The following is a 22368-nucleotide window of genomic DNA, read 5'->3' as shown; positions in this document are numbered from 1 at the left end:
TTGCCGTTATGGGCGAAAGTGTGTGATGACAGGTGACGATGAAAACCAACCTTATTACCCGCCAGGGCTATCAGGAATTACAAGATGAGCTGGACCATCTGTGGAAACGCTACCGACCGGAGATTACCGAGAAGGTGGCCTGGGCCGCCAGTCTGGGCGATCGCAGTGAAAATGCGGATTATCATTACAATAAGAAAATTCTGCGCGAAATTGACCAGCGGGTGCGTTACCTGCGCCGCGTGCTGAAAGAGGCGCGGGTGGTGAATTATTCCCCGCAGCAGGTGGGGAGAGTCTTTTTTGGCGCCTGGGTGGAAGTAGAGAACCCGGAAGGGGAAACCAAACGCTTTCGTATCGCCGGTCCCGATGAAATTTATAAACATAAGGACTATATCTCCATCGATTCGCCCATGGCGCGCGCCATGATCAAAAAGGCGGTGGACGATGAGGCGGAGGTGGTGACCCACGGCGGGCGTCGCACGTGGTATATCACTGACATCTCTTATCACGAATGACGTGTGCGGGGCGGTGGAGGACTGTCGTGGCCGTTAATTATTATTCGCAGCGGCACGACAGATGTTACTATCAGGTCGATCTCGCGCGGAAAGTGTTGATAACTAAGCATCTTCATATGCTTTGTAACAATTTCGCTTAGAATGGTCACCTGAATTCGCTGTCAGTGATCCACCTGTTTTTGAACAATATCCTTTACGGGCGTTTCGCCTTTGGGAGAGAGATAATGCAAGAGAATTACAAAATCCTGGTTGTGGATGACGATATGCGCCTGCGGGCGCTCCTTGAGCGTTATTTGACCGAGCAAGGCTTTCAGGTACGCAGCGTCGCCAACGCCGAACAGATGGACCGCTTGCTGACGCGCGAATCCTTCCATCTGATGGTGCTGGATCTGATGCTGCCGGGAGAGATGGGCTGTCTATTTGCCGCCGGCTGCGCAGCCAAAGCAACCAGATGCCGATCATTATGGTCACCGCCAAGGGGGAGGAGGTGGATCGTATCGTTGGCCTGGAAATCGGCGCCGATGACTATATTCCCAAACCGTTCAACCCCCGTGAACTGCTGGCGCGTATCCGCGCGATACTGCGCCGGCCGGCTAACGAGCTGCCGGGAGCGCCGTCGCAGGAAGAGGCTATCATCGCCTTTGGCAAGTTCAAGCTTAATCTCGGCACTCGTGAGATGTTCCGCGAAGATGAGCCGATGCCGCTGGCCAGCGGTGAATTTGCGGTGCTCAAAGCGTTGGTCAGCCACCCACGGGAGCCGTTGTCCCGTGATAAACTGATGAATCTGGCGCGCGGCCGGGAGTATAGCGCCATGGAGCGCTCCATCGATGTGCAGATTTCGCGTTTGCGGCGCATGGTGGAAGAAGATCCCGCCCATCCGCGCTATATTCAGACCGTATGGGGTATAAGCTATGTCTTTGTACCGGACGGCAGTAAAGCATGATGCGATGGCGCATCTCTCCGCGCAGTTCCTTCGCCCGCAGCCTGTTGTTAATCGTTACCTTGCTGTTCGTCAGCCTGGTAACGACCTATCTGGTGGTATTGAATTTCGCCATCTTACCGAGTCTGCAACAGTTCAATAAAGTGCTGGCTTATGAAGTCAGAATGTTAATGACCGATCGGCTGCAGTTGGAGGATGGGACGTGCCGCTGGTGGATTTGGAACATGCCGCACTGCAGGTGGGTAAGGGCATCATTCCACCGCCGTTGCGGGAGTATGGTGCTTCGGAGGTGCGCTCGGTAACGCGGGCGTTCAACCAGATGACCGCCGGCGTCAAGCTATTGGCGGATGACCGGACCTTATTGATGGCCGGCGTCAGCCATGATTTGCGCACGCCGCTGACCCGTATCCGCCTGGCAACCGAAATGATGGGCGCGGAAGACGGCTATCTTGCCGAGTCGATTAATAAAGATATCGAAGAGTGCAACGCTATCATCGAGCAGTTCATCGATTATCTGCGCACCGGCCAGGAGATGCAGACCGAAATGGCGGATCTCAATAGCATTCTGACCGAGGTGGTGGCGGCGGAGAGCGGCTATGAGCGCGTGATCGAAACCGATATTTGCGACGAGGAGCTTGTTGTTAACGTCAATCCGCTGTCCATCAAACGCGCGGCGCTGAATGCCGCGCGCTACGGCAACGGCTGGATAAAGGTAAATAGCGGACGCGAAACCAATCGGGTCTGGTTTGAGGTTGAGGATGATGGTCCGGGCATCCAGCCGGATCAATTACAGTACTTATTTCAACCGTTCGTGCGCGGCGACAGCGCGCGCAGCACCAGCGGTACCGGCCTCGGTCTGGCCATTGTTCAGCGCATCATCGATGCGCATGCCGGTAAGCTGGAAATCGGCCGCAGCGCACGGCAGGGCTTGCGTATCCGCGCCTATTTGCCGCTGCCGGTCGCATCGGTGGATCACGGCGCCAGCATCAGTAAGGCTAAAGCCACAGGCAAAAGCGTCGAATAAGCGGCGGCCAGGCACAGTGCGCCGCCTCCCAGCCAGCGGCCGGGTCAAAGCACCACATGAATGACGGCATGGCCGCCCGCCGGCCGGGTCAAAGCACTACGCGAATGACGGCATGGCCGCCTGCGGGTGGGTCAAAGCACCACACGAATGACGGCATGGCCGCCTGCGGGTGGGTAAAAGCACCACACGAATGACGACATGGCCTCCTGCCGGCCGGCGGTCTGCCAAGGTGTGCCGGGTGCGATAGCAACGCCGCGCCTAACGCGCGTCCCAGCCGGTTCAGCACTGCGGACCCGCACTCACCAGCGCCATCCCCGCCGGCGTATCGGTGAACTTACTGAAATTGTCGATGAAGCGCTGGGCCAGGCTGTTCGCCTTGGCCCGCCATTCGTCGACGCTGACATAAGTGGTGCGCGGATCGAATATCGCGCTGTCCACGCCCGGCAGCGCGGTCGGGATCGACAGATTGAAAACCGGCAGGGTAGCGGTTGGCGCATCGTCGATATCGCCGCGCAGTATGGCGTTGATAATCGCCCGTGTATCCTTGAGGGAAATCCGTTTGCCGCTGCCGTTCCAGCCGGTATTGACCAAATAGGCGCGGGCGCCGGCGGTGTGCATGCGTTTGGCCAGAACATCCGCATAGCTGGTAGGGTGCAGCGACAAAAACGCCGCGCCGAAGCAGGCGGAGAAGGTGGGTACCGGCGCCACCACACCCCGTTCTGTCCCTGCTAGTTTGGCGGTAAAGCCGGACAGAAAATGATACTGGGCCTGTTCCATCGACAGGCTGGCGACCGGCGGCAGTACGCCGAAGGCATCCGCCGTCAGGAAGATGACGCGCGTAGCGTGTCCGGCGCGCGACACCGGTTTAACGATATTATCGATATGATCGATGGGATACGACACGCGGGCGTTTTCGGTTTTGCTGCCATTATCGTAATCCACGCTACCGTCCGCCCGCACCACCACATTTTCCAACAGCGCGTTACGGCGTATCGCCTGATAGATCTCCGGCTCCGCCTCGGGCGAAAGGCGGATCGTTTTGGCGTAACAGCCCCCTTCAAAATTGAAGACGCCGTCGTCGTCCCACCCGTGTTCATCATCGCCTATTAGACGGCGGCGAGGGTCTGTCGATAGCGTGGTTTTGCCGGTGCCGGACAGACCGAAGAACAGCGCCACGTCGTCATCGACACCGACGTTGGCCGAGCAATGCATGGAAGCGATTCCTTTAAGCGGCAGCAGGTAATTCATTACCGAGAACAGCCCCTTTTTCATTTCGCCGCCGTACCAGGTCCCCCCGATAAGCTGAATGCCTTCTGTCAGGTTGAAAGCGACAAAGTTTTCCGAATGCAGACCCTGTTCACGCCACTCGGGATTGGTGCATTTGGCGCCGTTAAGCACCACGAAATCCGGTGCAAAATCGCGCAGTTCTTCATCGCTTGGCCGGATGAACATGTTTTTAACAAAATGCGCCTGCCAGGCGACTTCGGTCACAAAACGCACCCGCAGCCGGCTGTCCTCATTGGCGCCGCAGAAAGCATCAATGACAAACAGGCGCTTGCCGCTGAGCTGCTGGCCGACCCGCCTTTTGAGGTGATCCCAGGTCTGCTGGTCAAGGGGATGATTGTCATTGGCGCCTTTGCCCTGATCGGACCACCACAGGGTGTCGCGGGTTTTATCGTCTCGTACCAAATACTTATCGAATGGTGACCGGCCGGTGAAAATCCCGGTGTCGACCGCCACGGCGCCAGATTGGATGAGCGTACCGCGTTCAAACCCGCTGAGGGCGGGGTCGGTTTCTTCTGCAAACAGCCGATCGTAACCCGGGTTGTACACCAGTTCGCGGCAACCCGTTATTCCATAACTGAGCCATTGTTGCGGGGTAATACTCTCACTTTCCATGTCACTGCTCCTTAACTCAATAAGTACCGTTAGCGATTGTAGGGGTTAGCGGTGGGCGCGCCGAGAGATATATCAAGGATTCGCCTGAGCGGGCAGGCTTTACATTATTTTGCGGACTGGCGCACGGAAAATAAGTTATTACCTTAACATATGCCGCCGGAGAGGCAATCGTCCGGCGGGGCAATTGAGTAAATCCTAAGCCTGAGGTGAACGCCCTTGCGCCGCCTGCCGCTGAAGGTCCGCAATGGCGTCGGCATCGAAAAGATAGTGGCTGGCGCAAAAATCACAATGCATATCCACTTCGCCGTCCTGCGCCAGCATGTCGTTCAATTCCTGCTCGCCGAGGGTCATCAGAGCATCGGCGCAGCGCTGGCGTGAGCAGGTGCAGCGGAATTGCACCGACTGCGCCGGGTAGACGGTCACCTGATCCTGATGATAAAGGCGATATAAAACGTCATTGGCCGGCAAAGCAAACAGTTCATCGCCCTTCACCGTCGTGGTCATTTGCGCCAGATGGTCGAAATCGTCGGCGCGGGTATCCTGGCCGGGTAATACCTGCAGCAGCAGGCCGGCGGCGGCCTCCGCTCCCTGATGCTCACCGATGCGGATAAACAGCCGCGTCGGCAACTGCTCCGATTGCAGGAAGTAATTCTCCAGGCAGTCCGCCAACCGGGGGCCTTCCAGACCGACCACACCCTGATAACGCTCGCCTTCGGCGGGGGTCAGGGTAATCACCAGATAACCGTTGCCCACCATTTGCGCCAGGGTAGCGTCATCGGCGATGTCGCCGTCGATGCGCGCCAGACCGCGCATGTTCTGCCGATCGTCGCCGTTAATGACCGCCAGCCGCAGCGGGCCATCTCCCTGCAACTGGACGGTAATTTCGCCGGTGAATTTCAGCGTGGCGGTAAGCAGGCTGGTGGCGACCAGAAGTTCCCCCAGCAGCGTTTTCACCGCCGGCGGATAATTGTGCTGGTCCAGCACCTGCCGGTAGGTTTCCTGTAATGACACCAGTTCACCTCTGACGGCATAGTCTTCAAAGAGGTAACGGTGCAGTTGGTCTTGATGGGTCATCATGGTCTCTCATGCCTGCGGCGCCGGGAGGGGTTATTCCGCCTCGCCCGAGTCGCCATACTTAAATTTGATCAGATTGCGGCGTTCTTTTTTGTCCGGGCGCCGGTCCGGGTGTGGCATGGTCAGGGCGTTGTGTTTCCGCGCCTCGGCCATTGTCTCCCGTTTGGCAATACTGACGTCGGTTTCCTGATACAGTTGCTGTGCATCGCTTGCAGGACGGCGCTGATCGGTGATAGCAAGCACCCGCACCTGACGCTGGTCGTTGCCTTGCCGCAGGGTGATCTCCGCGTTCAGCTCCATAGTTTTGCCGGGTTTGCTGCGCTGCCCATTGTAATGGACCTTGCCGCCCTCAATCATCTCGCGGGCCAAGGCGCGGGTTTTATAAAATCGAGCCGCACGGCCGGAATATCGCCGTCAGCTTCTTTGTGTTTCATTCTGTCTCCTGAGTGTCAGGACATCGTTTCAGCCAGTGCGGGCAGCAGCGCGCGATAATCGTTCAGCGCCGGATGCCGCTTAAATGTTTGCGGCGCCAGCCCGGAATCAGGGTTGCTGACGCCGAGACAATAGCGGATACCGAAGCGGCTGGCCGCGTCGAGGATCGGCTCGCTATCGTCGATAAACAGCGTCCGCGCCGGATCAAACCCGGTATGCGTCCGTACGCGCTGCCACAATGATTGATCTTCCTTGGGATAACCAAATGTATGGGTGGAAAGTAATAAATCAAGGTGCTGACCCAGACCGGTATAGCGCATTTTCACCGCCAGACCGTCGGGATGCGCGTTGGTAAGCAGGATGGTGCGCCGGCCGTGCTGGCGCAATGCGCTCAGTAGCGGCAGCGTGTCGTCGCGCAACCGCACGGTATGACCTAGTTCAGCGGTCATGGCGGCGATGTCCAGCGCCAGCCGCCGGCTCCAGTAATCAAAACAGTACCAGTTCAAGGTATGGCGCACGCTGTGATATTCGCGCTCTATCAGGGCGCCGGCCTCAGCCGGGGTGATACCGCGCCGTTGGCTCAGGGCCGCCGGTACGCGATACAGCCAGAAGTCACGATCGAAGGCCAAATCCAGCAGCGTGCCGTCCATATCAAGAATGACGGTATCAATAAGGCGCCAGTCGATGACTGCGGACATGCGGACTCCAGGACGTGAGCATGGCAAGGCGGAGGGGCTGCGGCAAGACGCCGAACGGCCCGGTCAACCCTCAGAATAGCATATTTGCCGCTCGACCGGGGGGCTATTGACGGCTGTCAACCCCGCCAAACGCGGTTGCTGCTCAAGCCCATCGCCTCGCGGCTGAAGCAGCCGTCATAATAGCGCTGGATAGCCCGCGCCCGCCGTCGGCCGTTATGCAGGCGGCGCAGTAGCAAGACGGCGTTGAAGGCGGCGAGCGTCAGCAACAGTATCAGCAACAGAGTTGCGCCCACGTTGCGCTACAAGGATACCCTCTCAGGCTCATTGTGCAGCGCAATATGGCGGGTGCCGTTGGCGTCGACGGTAATATTGGTGATGATGCCCTCGGCGTTAAACGGTGTATGCAGCAGTTGGGTAGATAGCCGCTGCAGCTCGTGCAATTGCGCCAGGCCGGTGTAATCGCTGAAGTTCACGGCGGGCGGTGGGGTATCTACCAGCTGCTTGTCTTCATCGCTGCGTAGTAAAAAACCGCCTGGAGGCTGGCTATTGAGCGCGTTGGTCGCATTGCACGTCTCGCTGGCGAAGTAATAGGCGGTGGCAGCGTTGACCAAACCTTCCAGCGTGTCGGCGCTTACTGGACGCAGTAGGACGTTGATGCCTTTCAGCGATCCGGCGTGGGCGCGTTTGACGATAGTCGGCCAGTCGCGCCCATTGGCCAGATTCACCAACGCCGCCTGCAGTCGTTGGCAAGGCGCGGCATCATCCTGGCACAACTCTTGCGTTTTAAGCACAATGTCGCTGAAATCATCAAGCAAAATCATGCCGGATTTTTGAATGGCGGAGGCCAGCCCCGGGGTGATTTTATTCTCGCTGTCCAAGGCCGGATGCAATTGATTATTTACCGCTGTCAGCAGCGCTTCGGCACGATCGACCGTATCGGATTCCGGCATCGGCAGCGGTACGGCGTTGTTCCAGTAAATCGCCGAACAATCGAACGGCAAGAACGGCGTTCGGCCGTTGTCGCTTTGCACATAACACATCCCGGTACCGCGGGCCGACAGGGTATCGCCGATGCGCAGCGTGGCCTGGTTCAAGGCGGCGACGCTATCGACGCGCACCGTTTGCGCCCCCTGCAGCCAGGCTACGCTCAATTTCAGCGGCAGCGAGAGCGGAACATAGGCCAGCAGCAACGCCAGGATCAGCAGCGAACTGCACAGCATCAGCAAATTCCCGCCCCAACGTTGCAAAGGAAAATGAGTCACTTCGTCATGCAGCGAAAGGTAGCGGCCCTGGCGCACTACCTGGCTGTTAAGGTCAATATCGATATCGGTTTTCTTGTCCAGATCGCGGGCAATATACGGCTGCCAATGCGTCGGGTATCTCAAATCGAGGCTGCCAAGGGAAATATTGCTGATGCTGCCCTGATCGTATTCGCCGAACAGTCCCCAGCGCCGGGGGATCCCGCGCAGGCAGTGAATATCCTGCCGATTGCGTAGCGGCGGCGGGCGAAATCGCAGCCAGGCTGCCAGCCCGGCCGGCAACCCGGCCAGTGTCGCCAGCCAAGGCTGCGCCATGGTGGGCGCCAGCAGGCTCAGAAGTATCAACAGCAGCGCCGCGCTGCACAGGGCCGCTTCGCGTCGCCCGGACGGACGGCTAATGACGCGCTATTGCGGCGTTTCCTTGCGCACCTTGAGCAACTCGACCTGCTGTCGGTCCGTATCAGCTCGACATGTTTTTCCTCGGCAATGTATTGTTCCCATTGCGACGGCAAATGTATTTCGATGTTGTCGAGATAATAACGCCATTTATGCGGTGCATCGGTCGCCAGACCATAGCGGGTGATGGCGTGGGTACCGGCATAGACGTTATCGCTGCGCGGTGTCAGAGAAACGCCCGCTGCCGCGGGCTCTTCTGCGGTCAGCTTACGTGGAAAAGGTTTGATGAACGACAAACGTTTGACGGATACAGGGCGGGTACGCCGGCGATAATAGCGCCAGCCGATAACGAAAACCACCGCACAGGCAAGCACGCCAGCCAATACAGTGACGATTGCGCTCATGCTAACCCCACCCACAACTTCATAAGTAACACACCAAAATTAACCGTCGCCGCAAGGATTTTCGTCGCAGCTGCTGCTTGACATTGGCCTGCGGCTGGCGCAGGAGGCCATCGGCGAATAACAGGCATAATAACCGGTACTGGAGCGAGAGTAACAAGCCCGCTGTAGCGGATATATCAGCATTTTCCTATTTTATGGGCCGATAGCCGTAATTATGCAATGTCGCCTTGACGAGGTGAAAAGTGATGCTGCGCAGACAGGTTGCGGCCTGGTCCATTCTTAACGCACAATGTTGAGCAACCCGATGGACGGGCGTCTCCTGGCCATCCTGTGCGCAATCTCGGGAACGATATGGATAAGAATCTGCAAAAACCCAAAATACATCGCGTGGCGACCGTTGCCCAGTCCCGCCTGTTCACGGTTGAGTCCATCGATTTGGAGTTCAGAAACGGCGCACGGCGGGTCTATGAGCGCATGAAGCCTTCCCATCGCGAGGCGGTGATGATCGTACCGGTGCTAGAGGACCATTTGCTGCTGATCCGCGAATATGGCGCCGGCATTGAGGATTATGAGTTGGGGTTTCCCAAAGGACTCATCGACCACGGCGAAGGGGTGATGGAGGCGGCCAACCGCGAACTGATGGAGGAGGCGGGCTTTGGCGGGCGCCACTTTACGTTTTTGCGCCGCCTGAGTATGGCGCCGTCCTATTTCTCCAGCAAAATGCACATTGTCGTGGCGCAGGATCTCTATCCCCAGCAGCTACAGGGTGATGAGCCGGAACCATTGCCGCTGGTGCGCTGGCCAATAAGCCGTATGCTGGCGCTGCTGGACGAGCCTGATTTTTGCGAGGCGCGTAACGTGAGCGCGCTGTTTCTCGCCCATACCTGGCTCAATCGGACACCGGGAGAAGAATGAGCCCGGGCCGGCTCCAAAGACATCCGGCCCGGCGGGCGGTCAGAACAGTTCCTGCTGCTGGCCGTTGTCCATAAGCGTAGTGCCGACTTCATGGACTACCCTGTCTTTCGGCTGGGTGCCGTCGATAAAATATTCCGACCGGCTGTTGCCGCCGCCGTCGGACAACTTACCGCTGCTCTTATCGATGGTGACGGTAACGATGCCCGGCGGTGGATCCTGTTTCTCTTCTGGGATACCGTCCAGCGCTATCTTCATATACTCATCCCATATAGGCTGGGCGCTTTTGGCGCCGCCCTCGGCGCCGGAAATCTGATCGCTGATGGCGCCGGAAGCCGTGCTTCTGCCCAAATTGTGGCGGTGATCGTCAAACCCAATCCACACGGTGGTGACCGTGCCGGGGCCGTAGCCGGAGAACCAGGCGTCTTTGGAGTCGTTGGTGGTACCGGTTTTACCGCCGATATCATGACGTTTCAAATCGCGAGCGGCACGCCAGCCGGTCACCATCCAGCCGGGTTCGCCGAAGATGTTGCTGTTAAGAGCGTCGCGCATCAAAAACGACAGCGGCGTGCTAATAACGTGGGGGGCATACAGCTGTTCGCCGTCCGCCGCCGCCTGCGCCGGTGAAACCCGTTCCAGCCGCGGCATCGGCACCGTACCGTTTTCGTCGGCCTGACGGGAGACGGCCACGTTTTCCATACTGTCGTCCGACAGCACCGCCGATTTCGGCGTATCACCATAGATAACCGGCAAATCACAGCTGCTGCACACCACTTTGGGTCTGGCGGTAAACAGCACCTGATCATTTTCATCGGTGATTTTGGTGATGAGGTAGAGGTCGACCAGATAACCGCCGTTGGCCAGTACCGCGTAGCCCCGCACCAGCTGCAGCGGAGTGAAGGAAGCGGAACCCAGCGCCAGGGATTCGGTATGGACAATATTCTGCGCCGGGAAGCCGAAACGTTGCAGATATTCCGCGGCGTAATCCACTCCCATGGCGCGCACCATCACCACGTTTTTCGACTGCCCCAGGCCCTGGCGCAGGCGAATCGGGCCGGAATAGGTCGGCGGCGAGTTGCGCGGCAGCCAGTCGGAGCCGGCGCCGGCATCCCAGCGGGATATAGGTGCATCATTAAGAATGGTCGCCAGCGTCAAACCCTTATCCAGCGCAGCGGTATACAGGAACGGCTTGATATTGGAACCCACCTGACGCAGCGCCTGGGTGATACGGTTGAATTTGCTCTGATTGAAGTCGAAACCGCCGACCATGGCTTTCACTGCGCCGTCCTGCGGACTCAGCGACACCAGCGCAGAATTGACGTCCGGGACCTGAGAAAGTGACCAGCCGTCATCCATTTGCCGCACCCAGACTTGTTGCCCCGCCTGCACCACATCGGTGACTTTTTTCGGCGTCGTCCCCTGCTGTGTGTCGCTTCTGAACGGCAGCGCCCAGCGCATGCCCGCCAGCGATAGCGCCACGTTGCTGCCGTCGGCCATCATCACTACCGCGCCGTCGACGCCGGTTTCGGTAATGACTGCCGCATGCAACGGACCGTACACCGGCAGGGTTTTCAGCCGGTCGCGGATATGCTGCGCGTCCCAGGGCGACTCGCCCACTTTCCACAGAACGCTGCTCGGACCGCGGTAACCGTGGCGCATATCGTAGGCCAGCACATTGTTGCGCACCACGGTTTGCGCCGCCTGCTGCAGCGGTTTGGTGATAGTGGTATACACCTTAAAGCCGTCGGTATAGGCATTTTCTCCGTAGCGCTTGAGCATATCCTGGCGCACCATTTCCGATACATAGGGTGCGGAAAAGTCGATTCCCGGCGCGTGATAACGGGCCACCAGCGCCGCGTCGCGCGCCTGTTCATATTCAGCCTGGGTGATGTAATTTTCATCGCGCATACGCGTTATCACGGTGTTGCGCCGCGCCAGCGCCCGTTCGGGAGAATAGAGCGGGTTGAAGGTGGAAGGGGCCTTCGGCAAACCGGCAATCATCGCCATTTCACTCAGCGTGAGCTGGCTGACGTCCTTGCCGAAGTAAACCTGCGCCGCCGCGCCAACGCCATAGGCGCGGTAACCCAGGTAGATTTTATTCAAATACAGTTCCAGGATTTCATCTTTGGTCAGCAATTGCTCAATCCGTACCGCCAGAAACGCTTCTTTGATTTTACGAATAAGCGTCCGTTCCGGGCTCAGAAAGAAATTACGGGCCAGCTGCTGGGTGATGGTGCTCGCGCCCTGTGAGGCGTGGCCGGAAAGCAGGGCGATGGAGGCCGCGCGCAAAATCCCCACAGGGTCCACGCCGTGATGCTCGTAAAAGCGGCTGTCTTCGGTGGCGACAAACGCATGCACTAATTCAGGCGGCATCTGATCGAGCCGGAGCGGGATGCGGCGTTTCTCACCGTACTGCGCGATAAGCTTGCCGTCCGCCGAGAAGATCTGCATCGGCGTCTGCAGGCGGATGTCTTTCAGCGTCGCCACATCGGGCAATTGGGGCGCAATATAGCGGTACATGCCATATATCGATGCGGATCCCAACAAAATGCAACACACTGCAAAGATAAATAAATATTTTACGAACTTCACCTGAGAATTCCCATTTTTTGTCATTTGGGCAGTTTATAAACAACCGCGCTAGTATAAAGGTTAGCCTTGCTATTGGATACGTAATTTAAGTCCCGGGCCTCAGGGAAGGGGGAACTATAGCGTTTGACCGCTGGCGGATTGGCGTGGATATGGAGCCGGACGTCTTGCGCGCGCTGGCGTTGTCGCGTGATCTCGCAGAATGGCGCTGTTGCGGCTGGTGGCAATTTCCTTTACCCATGGCGCGGGATGCACAGGGCGATCCCTGCCCTATGGCGGGCACCGCTGAGGTGCTGCGCCGCTGGCGTCGACAGCTTCCCCGGCGCTTGTCTGTCCGGCTTTGCCTGACCGGGCTGCCGGTCACCCTGACGCGCCTGCCTGCTCCCGATCGCCGCCTCGGCGAAACCACCTGCCGCTGGTACCTCGAGAGCCAGCTGCGCCGGCGCCTGCCGAGTTTGCCGGCGGCGCTGGCCTGGGACTGGTGCCTTGACGCCGCACACCCTGAGCGCGTGCTGATCGTCAGCGCCAGGTTGTCGGCGCTGCTCCTGTGGCGCCGCTGTCTGCGCGCCGCCTGTCTGCCTGTACACCGCCTGGATATCGCCGCCGCCGCGCTACGCCGCATGGCGCTGGCGTGCGGTCGTCATCCCGCGTTGCCGCTGGTGCATCAGTGCGCCAGCGGCGCTTATCACGTCGCACCGCTGGCGCAGCCGCTGGACTTTGTCTTTAGCGCCGAGTCGGCGGCGGCCTGCCATTTTACCCGTACCGAATCCGGCCCGGTTCCCGAGGGGGGTGAGCTCTGGTCGCCGTTCGACGCCTTGCGCGCTGCTTCAGGGCACCCATCCGCACCGCGCGAGCGTCGGTGGCCGCGCGGCGGGCCGGCAGACGGCGATCCGGTGTCGCTTCCCGACTGGCCGGCGGCCTGGGTGATTGCCGCCGGTCTGGCGCTGGCGCCAGAGGAACGATTGTGGGGCAGGTGAACCTGTGGCCCTGGCGGCAAACACGCCGGCGGCGTCGTCTCCGCTGCCTGTTGCTGCTGGTACTGGCGCAGTGGCTGCTGATGTTAGCGCTTATTGGCGCGCCTGCCGCCTATTGGCGCCAGCAGCGTCTGGCGCTGGAAACAAGTCTGGCTGACATGCTTTTGCCCCGCGAGGCGTCCCAGGCGGGGGCGGCCGCCCGCGGCGTCGCGCCAACGGCAAGCACGGCGCGAACGCGCTTCCAGCAGCGGTTGGATAACGGTAATCAACGCTATTTGCGCCTGTTCCGCCAATTGCCGGCGCTGCTGCCGCCGCAGCTGTGGCTCACGCATATCGAGCAGCGCAACGGCCGGCTTTCAATCAGCGGCTGCAGCGAGGGGTATTCGCCAGTGGTGGTCCTGCGGCGCCGGCTGGCAGACTACGCGCTGCTGCCGGGTGTGCGCTGGCGCGAGGTCAGGCAGCGGGACGCGGTACGCTGGCAATTTTTTTGGAAGCGGACTGGCCGGCGGAGGATGCAGCATGACGTTGCCGGCGGCGGGAGCATGGCGCGATAGGCCGGTCATAAAATGGCTGTTGGGTTATGCGCTGCTGACGGTCGCCTTAATGTTTGCCGGCGGCGCGTGGATCCTGCTGCCGGAAAAGCGGCGCCTTGAGCAGGTGCAACGGGTGTTCAACGCCCAGCTGCCTACGCACGGCGGCCACAGCCACATCGTCCTGCCATTGCACGCTGAGAAGGCCGGGGCCGGGCCGCGGTCATCACACGGGGGAGCGTGGCCGCCGCCGGCCGCTGCAAAAGCCGGTGCCGCGCCAGCCACCGGCGACAACGCAGGAGTGTGGCGCTGCCAGCGGTTTGCGCAAGATCCTGTGTCGCTGTTCATGCCGCCGGCGCTCGGCCCTCCCGCCGGGCTGCGCTGGCGGGTCACGCCTGCGGGAGACGAGACGCGTCAGCGGGGCTGGATGGTCGCGCTCACAACGGATTATGCCGGGCTTGAGCGTTTACTTAGCGCTATTACGGCACTGCAGGGCTGCCTCGGCCTGCAGGCACTATCGCTGAAAGCGACACCCGAAGGATTGATGCTGGATTTCAGATTAACGCCCGCAAACGAAAAGGAAGACGATAATGAGGAGAGTCCGGCTGGGGCATGACGGAATATGCCGCGCGAAACCGGGGACCGGACGGCTCGACGCCAGGTCAGGTCCAGCGCTGGGACGGTGGCCACTGCTCTGGCTGTTATTTTCGCTGCCGTAGGGGTTGCGCGGGTTGTCTGTGCGCATGACGAGCCAGCGCCGGCAAGTGCCGCGGACGTAATGCCTGCGGTGGCGGCAAACGATCCGTCGGCGGCAGCAGCGTACGACCTACTCGCGGCGGCCTACGATCCGCCCACGGCGGCAACTGGCAACGGCGGTGCGGCGCCGCGAGATCCGTTCCGGCCGCCATCCGCCGGCTCCCACCCACAGGATAGCGCCATGGCGAAAGTCCGTTTGTCGTCTGACATGCCGCCGTCTTCCCTGTTTTCTCTGCGGCGCGGCACCGCACCGGGCACGCTGTCGCTGCGCGCTGATGATGCGCCGGTGCGACAGGTACTGCAGGCACTGGCCGCCCTGCGCGGGCTTAACCTGGTGGTGACGCCGGGCGTTGAAGGCGAGGTTACGCTGCGGCTGCACGAGATGCCCTGGCGCCAGGTGCTGGAACTGATTCTGACGGCAGGCGGCCTACAGCCGACCCGTCAGGGACGCACGCTGGTGGTATCGTTGCAGGAAGCACCGGATGACCCGGGGCCGGAAAAGGCCACGGCGCCGGCAGCGCGGGAGGTGGGCGCGCCACTGGTTAACCGGTTGATTACCCTCCAATACGCCGACGCGGCGGAGGTGGTTCGCAGCATTGACGCCAAGCGCAGTTCACTGCTGTCATCCCGGGGAAGCGTCCAGCTCGATAAGCGCACCAATTCGCTGGTGCTGCGTGACACCGCTTCCGCGCTAACCGCCGTTAACGATTGGATCGCTGTTTGGGATGTCCCGTTGGAGCAGGTGTTGATTACCGCCCATATTGTCACCATCAGCCGGGAAAACTTGCGCGAAGTCGGGGTCAATTGGCGCTATCCGGCGGAAAACACGCGAGATGATGCGCGCGCGATCGCTAAAATGCCCGTCGGCGGACATTTGGCACGTATCTGGCTACCGCTGGCGCGCCTGAACGGCCGGATGCTCGAGCTGGAGCTGACCGCGCTGGAGCAGGAAAATAAAGTGGATATTCTGGCGAGTCCGCGTCTTTATACCGCCCATCAGCAGACCGCCAGCATCAAGCAGGGGGCGCAAATCCCTTATCCGATGACCAGCGGCCACGCCAAGCACCCTTCTATCCAGTTCAAGGAGGCGGTGCTGTGTATGGAGGTGACGCCGCGCATTCTGCGCAACGGACGCATCACACTGGATTTGCGGCTGAGTCAGAATGTGCCGGGCAGTATCATCAAGCAAGGCGACAGTCAAAGCGTTACCATCGATACGGAAGAGATCAAAACTCAGGTAACGATTGTCGACGGTGAAACTATTGTGCTCGGCGGCATTTTTCAGCATCAAAAGCAGCGCAGCCATGATCGGGTACCGCTGTTGGCCGATATCCCGCTGGTAGGGGCGTTATTTAAGCGCCAACGAGCTAATTATAAACAACGTAAATTAGTTATTTTTATTACGCCAACCCGCATATCAGGATAGACTACCGGCCCCTGCATTGGACAAAAGCGGGTACGCGGCAACAATTTATGCGTTTTTTTCGTTATCAATTTGACGCTGTCGGCGATTTCGCTTACAAGGGTAACCCATTGAGCAACGCTGAGGTTGCGTCAAACGTCCTACCGGTGGTGATACCGGGGATCCTGCTTGCGGTGTGGGCATCGATTTAATCGGTTGCCAAACTACACGGAGTGTTGAGATAATTTTCGCTTGATTCTCGCACTAACGCTCATGAGGTTTCAGTTTAGGTCCCGCCGCTAATTTGATTGGCGGGGCGGGTTGTCATTAACGAATAATCTTAGTAATACCGAAAAACATGGCAGAGAAACGCAATATCTTTCTGGTTGGGCCTATGGGTGCCGGCAAAAGCACTATTGGTCGTCAGTTGGCTCAACAACTTAATATGGAGTTTTTCGATTCTGATCAAGAGATTGAGCGACGCACCGGGGCTGATGTAGGCTGGGTATTTGACGTGGAAGGCGAAGACGGCTTCCGCGATCGAGAAGAAAAAGTCATCAACGAACTGACCGAAAAGCAGGGGATTGTGCTGGCTACCGGCGGTGGCTCCGTGAAATCGCGCGAAACACGCAACCGCCTTTCCGCCCGCGGTGTGGTTGTTTATCTCGAAACCACCATTGAAAAACAGCTCGCACGTACGCAGCGTGATAAGAAACGCCCGCTGTTGCAAGTCGAAGCTCCGCCGCGCGAGGTTCTTGAAGCTCTGGCTCGCGAGCGTAACCCGCTGTATGAAGAAATAGCGGACGTGACTATCCGTACCGACGAACAAAGCGCCAAGGTTGTTGCTAACCAAATTATCAATATGCTGGAAAGCAGCTAATCTGAATTAACGAGATGCAGAAAAGGTCATTGAGCGTACCATGGAGAGGATTACCGTTACATTAGGGGAGCGCAGCTACCCGATTACCATTGCCGCCGGATTATTCAACGATCCGGCGTCTTTCTGGCCGTTGACGCGCGGCGATAGCGCCATGCTGGTTACCAACGACCGCCTCGCGCCTTTGTATCTGGAACCTCTGTGCCAGCGGCTGACCCAGGCCGGCGTCAAGGTCGATCGGGTCGTTTTGCCCGACGGTGAACAGAACAAATCGTTGATGGTGCTGGATCAGTTTTTCACTGCGCTGCTGGCCAAACCCCACGGTCGCGATACTAGCATTGTCGCGCTCGGTGGCGGCGTCATCGGCGATCTGGCCGGCTTCGCCGCCGCCAGTTATCAGCGCGGCGTGCGTTTTATCCAGGTACCCACCACGTTACTCTCACAGGTCGACTCGTCGGTGGGCGGTAAAACCGCGGTCAATCACCCTCTCGGCAAGAACATGATTGACGCCTTTTATCAACCCGCATCGGTGGTCATAGATTTAGACTGCCTCAACACGCTGCCGCGGCGGGAACTCTCCTCGGGCCTGGCGGAAGTCATCAAGTACGTTATCATTCTTGATGCGGCGTTTTTCGCCTGGCTTGAGGACAATCTTGAAGCGCTTCTGGCGCTGGAGCCGCAGGCGCTGTCCTATTGCATTCGTCGCTGCTGCGAGCTGAAAGCGGACGTGGTGGCCGCCGATGAACGCGAGCAGGGCCAGCGTGCGCTGCTGAATCTCGGTCACACTTACGGCCATGCCATCGAAACCCATATGGGCTATGGCAACTGGCTGCATGGCGAAGCCGTGCACGCCGGCATGATGATGGCAGTGCGCACCGCGCGTCGGCTCGGTCAATTCAGTGATGTCGATGCCCAACGGGTCAGTGCGCTGCTGCAGCGGGACTGACTGCCGGTGAGCGGCCCGGCGGAAATGGCGCCGGAGGATTACCTGCCGCATATGATGCGCGATAAAAAAGTCATCGCCGGCCGGCTGCGTTTGGTGCTGCCGGTGACGCTGGGCAATGCACAAGTGCGCACCGGCGTGGCTGATGATATGGTGGTGGCATCTATTAATGATTGCCAGGCCTAAGCCGGCCGGCCGCGCGCCTGGGCGCGTCGGCGAGCCGGTTTATTGTGATAAACCCTTCCCGCGCTCCGGCGCTGGAAAAGCCCCTCTCAGTCGGAGAGTTTTATATGGATGAGTTCAAGTCGGAAGACGAACTGAGACCCGATAGCAGCGATCGCCGTCCCCACCGCCAGCGGAAAGGTCCTACCGTGCCGAAGGTGCCGGTATACAGACAGCATTTGATGATAGGTATTGGCATTTTAGTGCTGTTGTTGCTGGTAATAAGCATTGGTTCAGCGCTGAAATCCCCGCCCCGCACCGATTCATACCGCCAGGGAGCGGACAATAACGGTCAGCGTAATATCGATCTCTCCGGCTCGACTTCCGGCGCTGACGCAGGTCCGTCTTCGCCTGGCGCTGCTGCGCCGGCGGCAAACAATACACAAAACGGCGCGCCGCCGGCGGTAAACGGCAGTAACGGCACGTCCGCCCCGTAAGAGCTGAACGCGCCGCAGATTGCCTCCACGCCGACGCAAGCTGCGCCGGTGACCACGCCGAGCGGGCAGCAACGCGTGGAATTACCGGGCAACATGGCCGATGCCTTGTCGCAACAAGAGGGCCTGGTTAACGGCGTGGCCGCACAAATGAACGGTCAGGGACCGGTTTCGACCCTGCCCACCGCAGCAGCCACCCTGACGCCGGGCAGCCGCGGCGGCGCGCAACATAAAGCGACGTCGACCGCGCCGGTGAAGGCGCCCGCCGCCGCCCGCCGTGAGCCGAAACAAACGCCGATGGTGCCCAGCGCCGGCCGCCAGACCGCCAGCGCGCCGAAAGCGGCAGCAAACTCTCGCGCCGCCGCGCCGTCCGCTTCGTCAGCGTCCAGTGGGGGCGTCGCGGGTTCGATTCAATCTGCGCCCGCCGGTTATTACACGCTGCAGTTAAGCAGCGCTTCGCAGCCGGCGGCGCTTAACGCCTATGCGCGCCAACAACAACTGAGCCACTACTGGGTTTATCAGACCCGTCGTGACGGCAAGCCCTGGTACGTGCTGGTGGATGGGGTTTATCCTACGCTGTCGCAGGCGAAAAACGCGGTGGCGCAATTGCCTGCCGATGTGCAGGCCAAAAAACCCTGGGCGCGGCAAATCGGTCAGGTTAAAAAGGGCCAGAATTAATTAAGCGTTCCTGAAGATAGCGCTGTAGCGCTATGGTAAACAGGGTACAATACGCGGCTCTGAAGAGTGTGAGTAAGTAGCGAAGGCATGAAGAAGAACCGCGCGTTTTTAAAATGGGCCGGCGGCAAGTATCCGCTAATAGAGGTTATTCGCCGTCACCTGCCGGCGGGTGATTGTTTGATAGAGCCTTTTGTCGGCGCCGGTTCGGTGTTTCTCAATACCGATTACGATCGATACATCCTCGCTGATATCAACAGTGATCTCATCAATCTGTTCAATATCGTTAAAGAGCGCCCGAACGATTTTATCCGCGACGCCCGGGCATTATTTGCCGCTGACGCCAACATCTCTGAGATGTATTACCTGCTGCGCAGCGAATTTAATCTCTGCACGGACGCCCATCGGCGCGCGGTACTGTTTCTTTATCTCAACCGGCATTGCTACAACGGCCTGTGCCGATATAACCTGATCGGTGAGTTCAACGTTCCTTTCGGCCGCTATAAAAAGCCGTATTTTCCAGAGTTGGAACTTTACCGGTTTGCCGAGAAGGCCAGCCGGGCGGTGTTTGTCTGCGAGCACTACCAACAAACGCTATCCCGCGCCGTAGCGGGTTCGGTGGTATATTGTGATCCGCCCTATGTGCCGCTTTCGACCACCGCAAATTTTACGGCATACCATACCAACAGCTTTAGTCTGACCGAACAGCAGAATCTGGCGCGCCTCGCAAGCCAGCTGGCTCGCGAAATCCGGGTACCGGTGCTGATTTCCAATCACGATACCGCGCTAACCCGGCAATGGTATGGTGATGCGGTGCTGCATCATGTCACGACACGCCGCACCATCAGTAGCAATATCTTCGGGCGCAGCAGCGTAAGTGAGCTGCTGGCGTTATATCTCTGAGCGGGGCCGTCCCGCAGCAGACTGACCGTAACTGACGGGAGACCGGATGAAAAACTTTCTAATCGCCCCTTCCATCCTTTCCGCGGATTTTGCCCGCCTGGGTGAAGATACCGCCCGGGTGCTAGCCGCCGGGGCGGACGTAGTGCATTTTGATGTGATGGATAATCATTATGTCCCTAATCTCACCATGGGGCCGATGGTGCTTAAAGCGCTGCGCAACTATGGCATTACCGCCCCCATTGACGTGCATTTGATGGTCAAACCGGTCGATCGCCTGATCCCGGATTTTGCCGCCGCTGGTGCCAGTTACATTACCTTCCATCCGCAGGCGTCAGAGCATGTTGACCGCTCACTTCAGCTCATCAAAGAGCACGGCTTCAAAGCCGGGCTGGTCTTCAACCCCGCCACGCCGCTGAGCTGCCTTGAGTATGTGCTGGATAAACTTGATGTCATTTTGCTAATGTCGGTCAACCCCGGTTTTGGCGGCCAGTCTTTCCTGCCCTCGACCCTGGATAAATTGCGCCAGGCGCGCCAGATTATCGATCGCAGCGGCAGGGATATCCGGCTTGAGGTGGACGGCGGCGTCAAAGTTGACAACATTGGCGCTATCGCCGCCGCGGGCGCCGATATGTTCGTCGCCGGCTCAGCTATATTCAGCCAGCCGGATTACCGAACCGTTATCGACGCCATGCGTCAGGCATTGGCGGGAGCAGCGGGGAATGCGTGAAGAACAGCCTATCCGCGGTATCGCATTTGATCTTGACGGCACCTTGACCGACAGCGCCCCCGGCTTAACCGCCGCGCTTGATCGGACGCTGTCAGAGCAGGGGCTGCCCCAGGCCGGTCTGGCGCGCATCGCCCGCCACTTGGATCGGCAACGGCGCCGACGTACTGGTGGCGCGCGCGCTGCGCTGGGCTACCGATGCCGAGCCGGATGCCGCGTTGCAGCGTGCCACCCGTCTGCGCTTCGATGAACACTATGCCGCGACGGTGGCGGCGGGCAGTTCGTTGTTTCCCGAGGTCGCGGATACGCTGGCGCAACTTTCGCTTCAATGGCTGCCGATGGCGGTGGTGACCAATAAGCCCACGCCCTTTGTCGCACCGCTGCTGGCCTCGCTCGGCATCGAGCGCCATTTTGCCCTGATCATTGGCGGCGATGATGTTACGGCCAAGAAGCCACATCCCGCGCCGCTTTATCTGGTGCTCGGACATTTGGGGCTTTATGCCCGTGAGCTGCTGTTAGTTGGCGATTCACGCAATGATATACTTGCGGCCCAGGCCGCTGGCTGCCCAAGCGCCGGCATGACCTATGGCTATAACTACGGTGAAGCGATCACCTTGAGTCATCCGGATTACGTTCTGGACCGTTTTGCCGATCTTTTGCCCGTGCTCGGGCTGCCACCTTTCGTTAATCAGGACCGTTTAAAATGAGTAAGCCCATCGTATTCAGCGGTGCGCAGCCGTCGGGGGAACTGACCATTGGCAACTATATTGGTGCGCTGCGTCAGTGGGTCAGTATGCAGGATGAGTATGACTGTATTTATTGCATCGTCGACCTGCATGCCATCACCGCCCGACAAGATGCCCGGCAGCTGCGCAAGGCGACATTGGACGTTCTGGCGCTGTATCTAGCCTGCGGTATCGATCCCGCCAGAAGTACGGTTTTTATTCAGTCGCACGTGCCGGAGCATAGCCAACTGGGCTGGCTGTTGAACTGCTACACCTATTTCGGCGAACTGAGCCGGATGACTCAGTTCAAGGATAAATCGGCCCGTTACGCCGAAAACATCAACGCCGGGCTGTTTGATTATCCGGTGCTGATGGCGGCGGATATTCTGCTCTACCAGACCAATCAGGTGCCGGTTGGGGAAGATCAGAAGCAGCATTTGGAGCTCAGCCGCGATATCGCCAAACGGTTTAATGCGCTGTATGGCGATATTTTCACCGTTCCTGAGCCGTTTATCCCCAAATCCGGCGCGCGCGTGATGTCGTTGCTGGATCCGACAAAAAAGATGTCGAAATCCGATGACAACCGTAATAACGTCATCACATTGCTAGAAGATCCAAAATCCGTGGTTAAGAAGCTCAAACGCGCGGTAACCGACTCCGACGAACCGCCGGTGGTGCGTTACGATCCCGTGGCGAAACCCGGCGTCTCCAACTTGATGGATATTTTGTCCGGCGTGACCGGTACGCCGGTGGAGGAGCTGGAACAGGCATTCGCCGGTAAAATGTACGGCCATCTGAAATCTGCCGTCGCCGATGCGGTGTCGGAAATGCTGACCGCGTTACAGGCTCGCTACCACGCACTGCGTGCCGACGAAGCCTATTTGAATCAAGTGCTGCACGACGGGGCGGAAAAAGCCCGCGCTCGAGCCAGCGTGACCTTGGCCAAGGTTTATGAAGCTGTTGGCTTCGTCGCCAAACCCTGAGGAATCACACCCCACGCGCGCCCGGCCTTACCCCGCTAGTGCCGGGCCGCGCGGCGCGTCACTACGCTTTTTCCGTGTCAC

At 59.1% G+C, this 22368-nt stretch carries 15 protein-coding genes and 7 pseudogenes; 15 read left to right on the top strand and 7 right to left on the bottom strand.

Annotated elements, in window-relative coordinates:
• Positions 1-38 precede the first annotated feature (38 nt).
• Positions 39-512 carry a transcription elongation factor GreB gene (gene greB / locus JZM24_RS05715; RefSeq protein ID WP_215668976.1) on the top strand — a complete coding sequence of 158 codons (474 nt, stop codon included), beginning with the start codon at positions 39-41 and terminating at the stop codon, positions 510-512.
• A gap of 161 nt (positions 513-673) precedes the next feature.
• Here the strand turns inward: greB and JZM24_RS19640 are convergent, their stop codons facing one another.
• Positions 674-886: a hypothetical protein gene (locus tag JZM24_RS19640; protein ID WP_376775551.1), complete on the bottom strand. Its 213-nt coding sequence runs from the start codon at positions 884-886 to the stop codon at positions 674-676.
• On the opposite strand from JZM24_RS19640, the pseudogene ompR reads away from it, so the two are divergent.
• Positions 806-1455, top strand: a pseudogene (gene ompR / locus JZM24_RS18455) (osmolarity response regulator transcription factor OmpR). The gene JZM24_RS19640 and the pseudogene ompR overlap by 81 nt on opposite strands.
• Positions 1452-2476, top strand: a pseudogene (gene envZ, locus JZM24_RS05700) (two-component system sensor histidine kinase EnvZ). Before ompR ends, envZ begins: the two co-directional pseudogenes overlap by 4 nt.
• 279 nt (positions 2477-2755) lie before the next feature.
• Here envZ and pckA read toward each other — a convergent pair.
• The 5 genes and pseudogenes from pckA to JZM24_RS05675 form a co-directional block, all read right to left on the bottom strand.
• Positions 2756-4375, bottom strand: coding sequence for a phosphoenolpyruvate carboxykinase (ATP) (gene pckA, locus JZM24_RS05695; protein ID WP_215668972.1), 1620 nt, complete (start codon positions 4373-4375; stop codon positions 2756-2758).
• 195 nt (positions 4376-4570) lie between these two features.
• Positions 4571-5449 carry an Hsp33 family molecular chaperone HslO gene (hslO, locus tag JZM24_RS05690; protein ID WP_215670021.1) on the bottom strand — a complete coding sequence of 293 codons (879 nt, stop codon included), beginning with the start codon at positions 5447-5449 and terminating at the stop codon, positions 4571-4573.
• A 33-nt stretch (positions 5450-5482) separates the two neighbouring features.
• Positions 5483-5845 (bottom strand): annotated as a pseudogene (gene hslR / locus JZM24_RS05685) (ribosome-associated heat shock protein Hsp15); the annotation flags it as partial.
• A 53-nt stretch (positions 5846-5898) separates the two neighbouring features.
• The gene (gene yrfG / locus JZM24_RS05680) at positions 5899-6579 is read right to left on the bottom strand and encodes a GMP/IMP nucleotidase (protein ID WP_215668969.1); all 681 of its coding nucleotides are present in this window, start codon (positions 6577-6579) and stop codon (positions 5899-5901) included.
• Positions 6580-6695: 116 nt separating this feature from the next.
• Positions 6696-8638, bottom strand: a pseudogene (locus JZM24_RS05675) (IgaA/UmoB family intracellular growth attenuator).
• Positions 8639-8989: 351 nt separating this feature from the next.
• Here JZM24_RS05675 and nudE point away from each other — a divergent pair.
• Positions 8990-9553, top strand: a complete 564-nt coding sequence (gene nudE / locus JZM24_RS05670; RefSeq protein ID WP_215668968.1) for an ADP compounds hydrolase NudE — start codon at positions 8990-8992, stop codon at positions 9551-9553.
• A gap of 39 nt (positions 9554-9592) precedes the next feature.
• Here the strand turns inward: nudE and mrcA are convergent, their stop codons facing one another.
• Complete coding sequence (mrcA, locus tag JZM24_RS05665) at positions 9593-12142, bottom strand: peptidoglycan glycosyltransferase/peptidoglycan DD-transpeptidase MrcA (RefSeq protein WP_215668966.1); 2550 nt, start codon at positions 12140-12142, stop codon at positions 9593-9595.
• Positions 12143-12291: 149 nt separating this feature from the next.
• Between mrcA and JZM24_RS05660 the strand changes: the two genes are divergently transcribed.
• The 11 genes and pseudogenes from JZM24_RS05660 to trpS all read left to right on the top strand — a co-directional run bounded on the left by JZM24_RS05660 (position 12292) and on the right by trpS (position 22287).
• A complete protein-coding gene (locus JZM24_RS05660) occupies positions 12292-13116 on the top strand; it encodes a hypothetical protein (protein WP_215668964.1) in 825 nt (274 codons plus the stop codon).
• Positions 13104-13667, top strand: coding sequence for a PilN domain-containing protein (locus JZM24_RS05655; protein WP_215668962.1), 564 nt, complete (start codon positions 13104-13106; stop codon positions 13665-13667). The genes JZM24_RS05660 and JZM24_RS05655 overlap by 13 nt, the downstream gene beginning before the upstream one ends.
• A complete protein-coding gene (locus JZM24_RS05650) occupies positions 13633-14259 on the top strand; it encodes a hypothetical protein (protein ID WP_215668960.1) in 627 nt (208 codons plus the stop codon). Before JZM24_RS05655 ends, JZM24_RS05650 begins: the two co-directional genes overlap by 35 nt.
• 321 nt (positions 14260-14580) lie before the next feature.
• Positions 14581-15825: a secretin GspD/PilQ domain-containing protein gene (locus tag JZM24_RS05645; protein WP_246579891.1), complete on the top strand. Its 1245-nt coding sequence runs from the start codon at positions 14581-14583 to the stop codon at positions 15823-15825.
• 334 nt (positions 15826-16159) lie between these two features.
• On the top strand, positions 16160-16681 hold the full coding sequence (gene aroK / locus JZM24_RS05640) for a shikimate kinase AroK (protein WP_011412117.1): 522 nt from the start codon (positions 16160-16162) through the stop codon (positions 16679-16681).
• Positions 16682-16721: 40 nt separating this feature from the next.
• Positions 16722-17807 (top strand): annotated as a pseudogene (aroB, locus tag JZM24_RS05635) (3-dehydroquinate synthase).
• 104 nt (positions 17808-17911) lie between these two features.
• Positions 17912-18955 (top strand): annotated as a pseudogene (locus JZM24_RS05630) (SPOR domain-containing protein).
• Positions 18956-19042: 87 nt separating this feature from the next.
• Positions 19043-19855 carry an adenine-specific DNA-methyltransferase gene (gene dam, locus JZM24_RS05625; protein ID WP_215668959.1) on the top strand — a complete coding sequence of 271 codons (813 nt, stop codon included), beginning with the start codon at positions 19043-19045 and terminating at the stop codon, positions 19853-19855.
• A gap of 46 nt (positions 19856-19901) precedes the next feature.
• On the top strand, positions 19902-20582 hold the full coding sequence (gene rpe, locus JZM24_RS05620; protein ID WP_215668957.1) for a ribulose-phosphate 3-epimerase: 681 nt from the start codon (positions 19902-19904) through the stop codon (positions 20580-20582).
• Positions 20575-21286, top strand: a pseudogene (locus JZM24_RS05615) (phosphoglycolate phosphatase). Before rpe ends, JZM24_RS05615 begins: the two are co-directional and overlap by 8 nt.
• Entirely contained in the window at positions 21283-22287 is a 1005-nt protein-coding gene (trpS, locus tag JZM24_RS05610) for a tryptophan--tRNA ligase (protein WP_215668955.1), read from the top strand. The pseudogene JZM24_RS05615 and the gene trpS overlap by 4 nt, the downstream one beginning before the upstream one ends.
• Positions 22288-22368 lie beyond the last annotated feature (81 nt).

Source organism: Candidatus Sodalis endolongispinus (assembly GCF_018777395.1).
Classification (GTDB): domain Bacteria; phylum Pseudomonadota; class Gammaproteobacteria; order Enterobacterales; family Enterobacteriaceae; genus Sodalis_B; species Sodalis_B endolongispinus.
Note: the sequence above shows the minus strand (reverse complement) of the source record. Positions and strands in the feature narration are given on the sequence as shown.

Excerpts from the sequence above, each read along its gene's own strand:
- pckA (WP_215668972.1), bottom strand. The coding sequence starts at position 4,375 with ATGGAAAGTGAGAGTATTACCCCGCAACAATGGCTCAGTTATGGAATA.
- aroK (WP_011412117.1), top strand. The coding sequence starts at position 16,160 with ATGGCAGAGAAACGCAATATCTTTCTGGTTGGGCCTATGGGTGCCGGC.
- dam (WP_215668959.1), top strand. The coding sequence starts at position 19,043 with ATGAAGAAGAACCGCGCGTTTTTAAAATGGGCCGGCGGCAAGTATCCG.
- JZM24_RS05645 (WP_246579891.1), top strand. The coding sequence starts at position 14,581 with ATGGCGAAAGTCCGTTTGTCGTCTGACATGCCGCCGTCTTCCCTGTTT.
- yrfG (WP_215668969.1), bottom strand. The coding sequence starts at position 6,579 with ATGTCCGCAGTCATCGACTGGCGCCTTATTGATACCGTCATTCTTGAT.
- rpe (WP_215668957.1), top strand. The coding sequence starts at position 19,902 with ATGAAAAACTTTCTAATCGCCCCTTCCATCCTTTCCGCGGATTTTGCC.
- nudE (WP_215668968.1), top strand. The coding sequence starts at position 8,990 with ATGGATAAGAATCTGCAAAAACCCAAAATACATCGCGTGGCGACCGTT.
- hslO (WP_215670021.1), bottom strand. The coding sequence starts at position 5,449 with ATGACCCATCAAGACCAACTGCACCGTTACCTCTTTGAAGACTATGCC.
- trpS (WP_215668955.1), top strand. The coding sequence starts at position 21,283 with ATGAGTAAGCCCATCGTATTCAGCGGTGCGCAGCCGTCGGGGGAACTG.
- JZM24_RS05650 (WP_215668960.1), top strand. The coding sequence starts at position 13,633 with ATGACGTTGCCGGCGGCGGGAGCATGGCGCGATAGGCCGGTCATAAAA.
- greB (WP_215668976.1), top strand. The coding sequence starts at position 39 with ATGAAAACCAACCTTATTACCCGCCAGGGCTATCAGGAATTACAAGAT.
- JZM24_RS05660 (WP_215668964.1), top strand. The coding sequence starts at position 12,292 with ATGGAGCCGGACGTCTTGCGCGCGCTGGCGTTGTCGCGTGATCTCGCA.
- JZM24_RS19640 (WP_376775551.1), bottom strand. The coding sequence starts at position 886 with ATGGAAGGATTCGCGCGTCAGCAAGCGGTCCATCTGTTCGGCGTTGGC.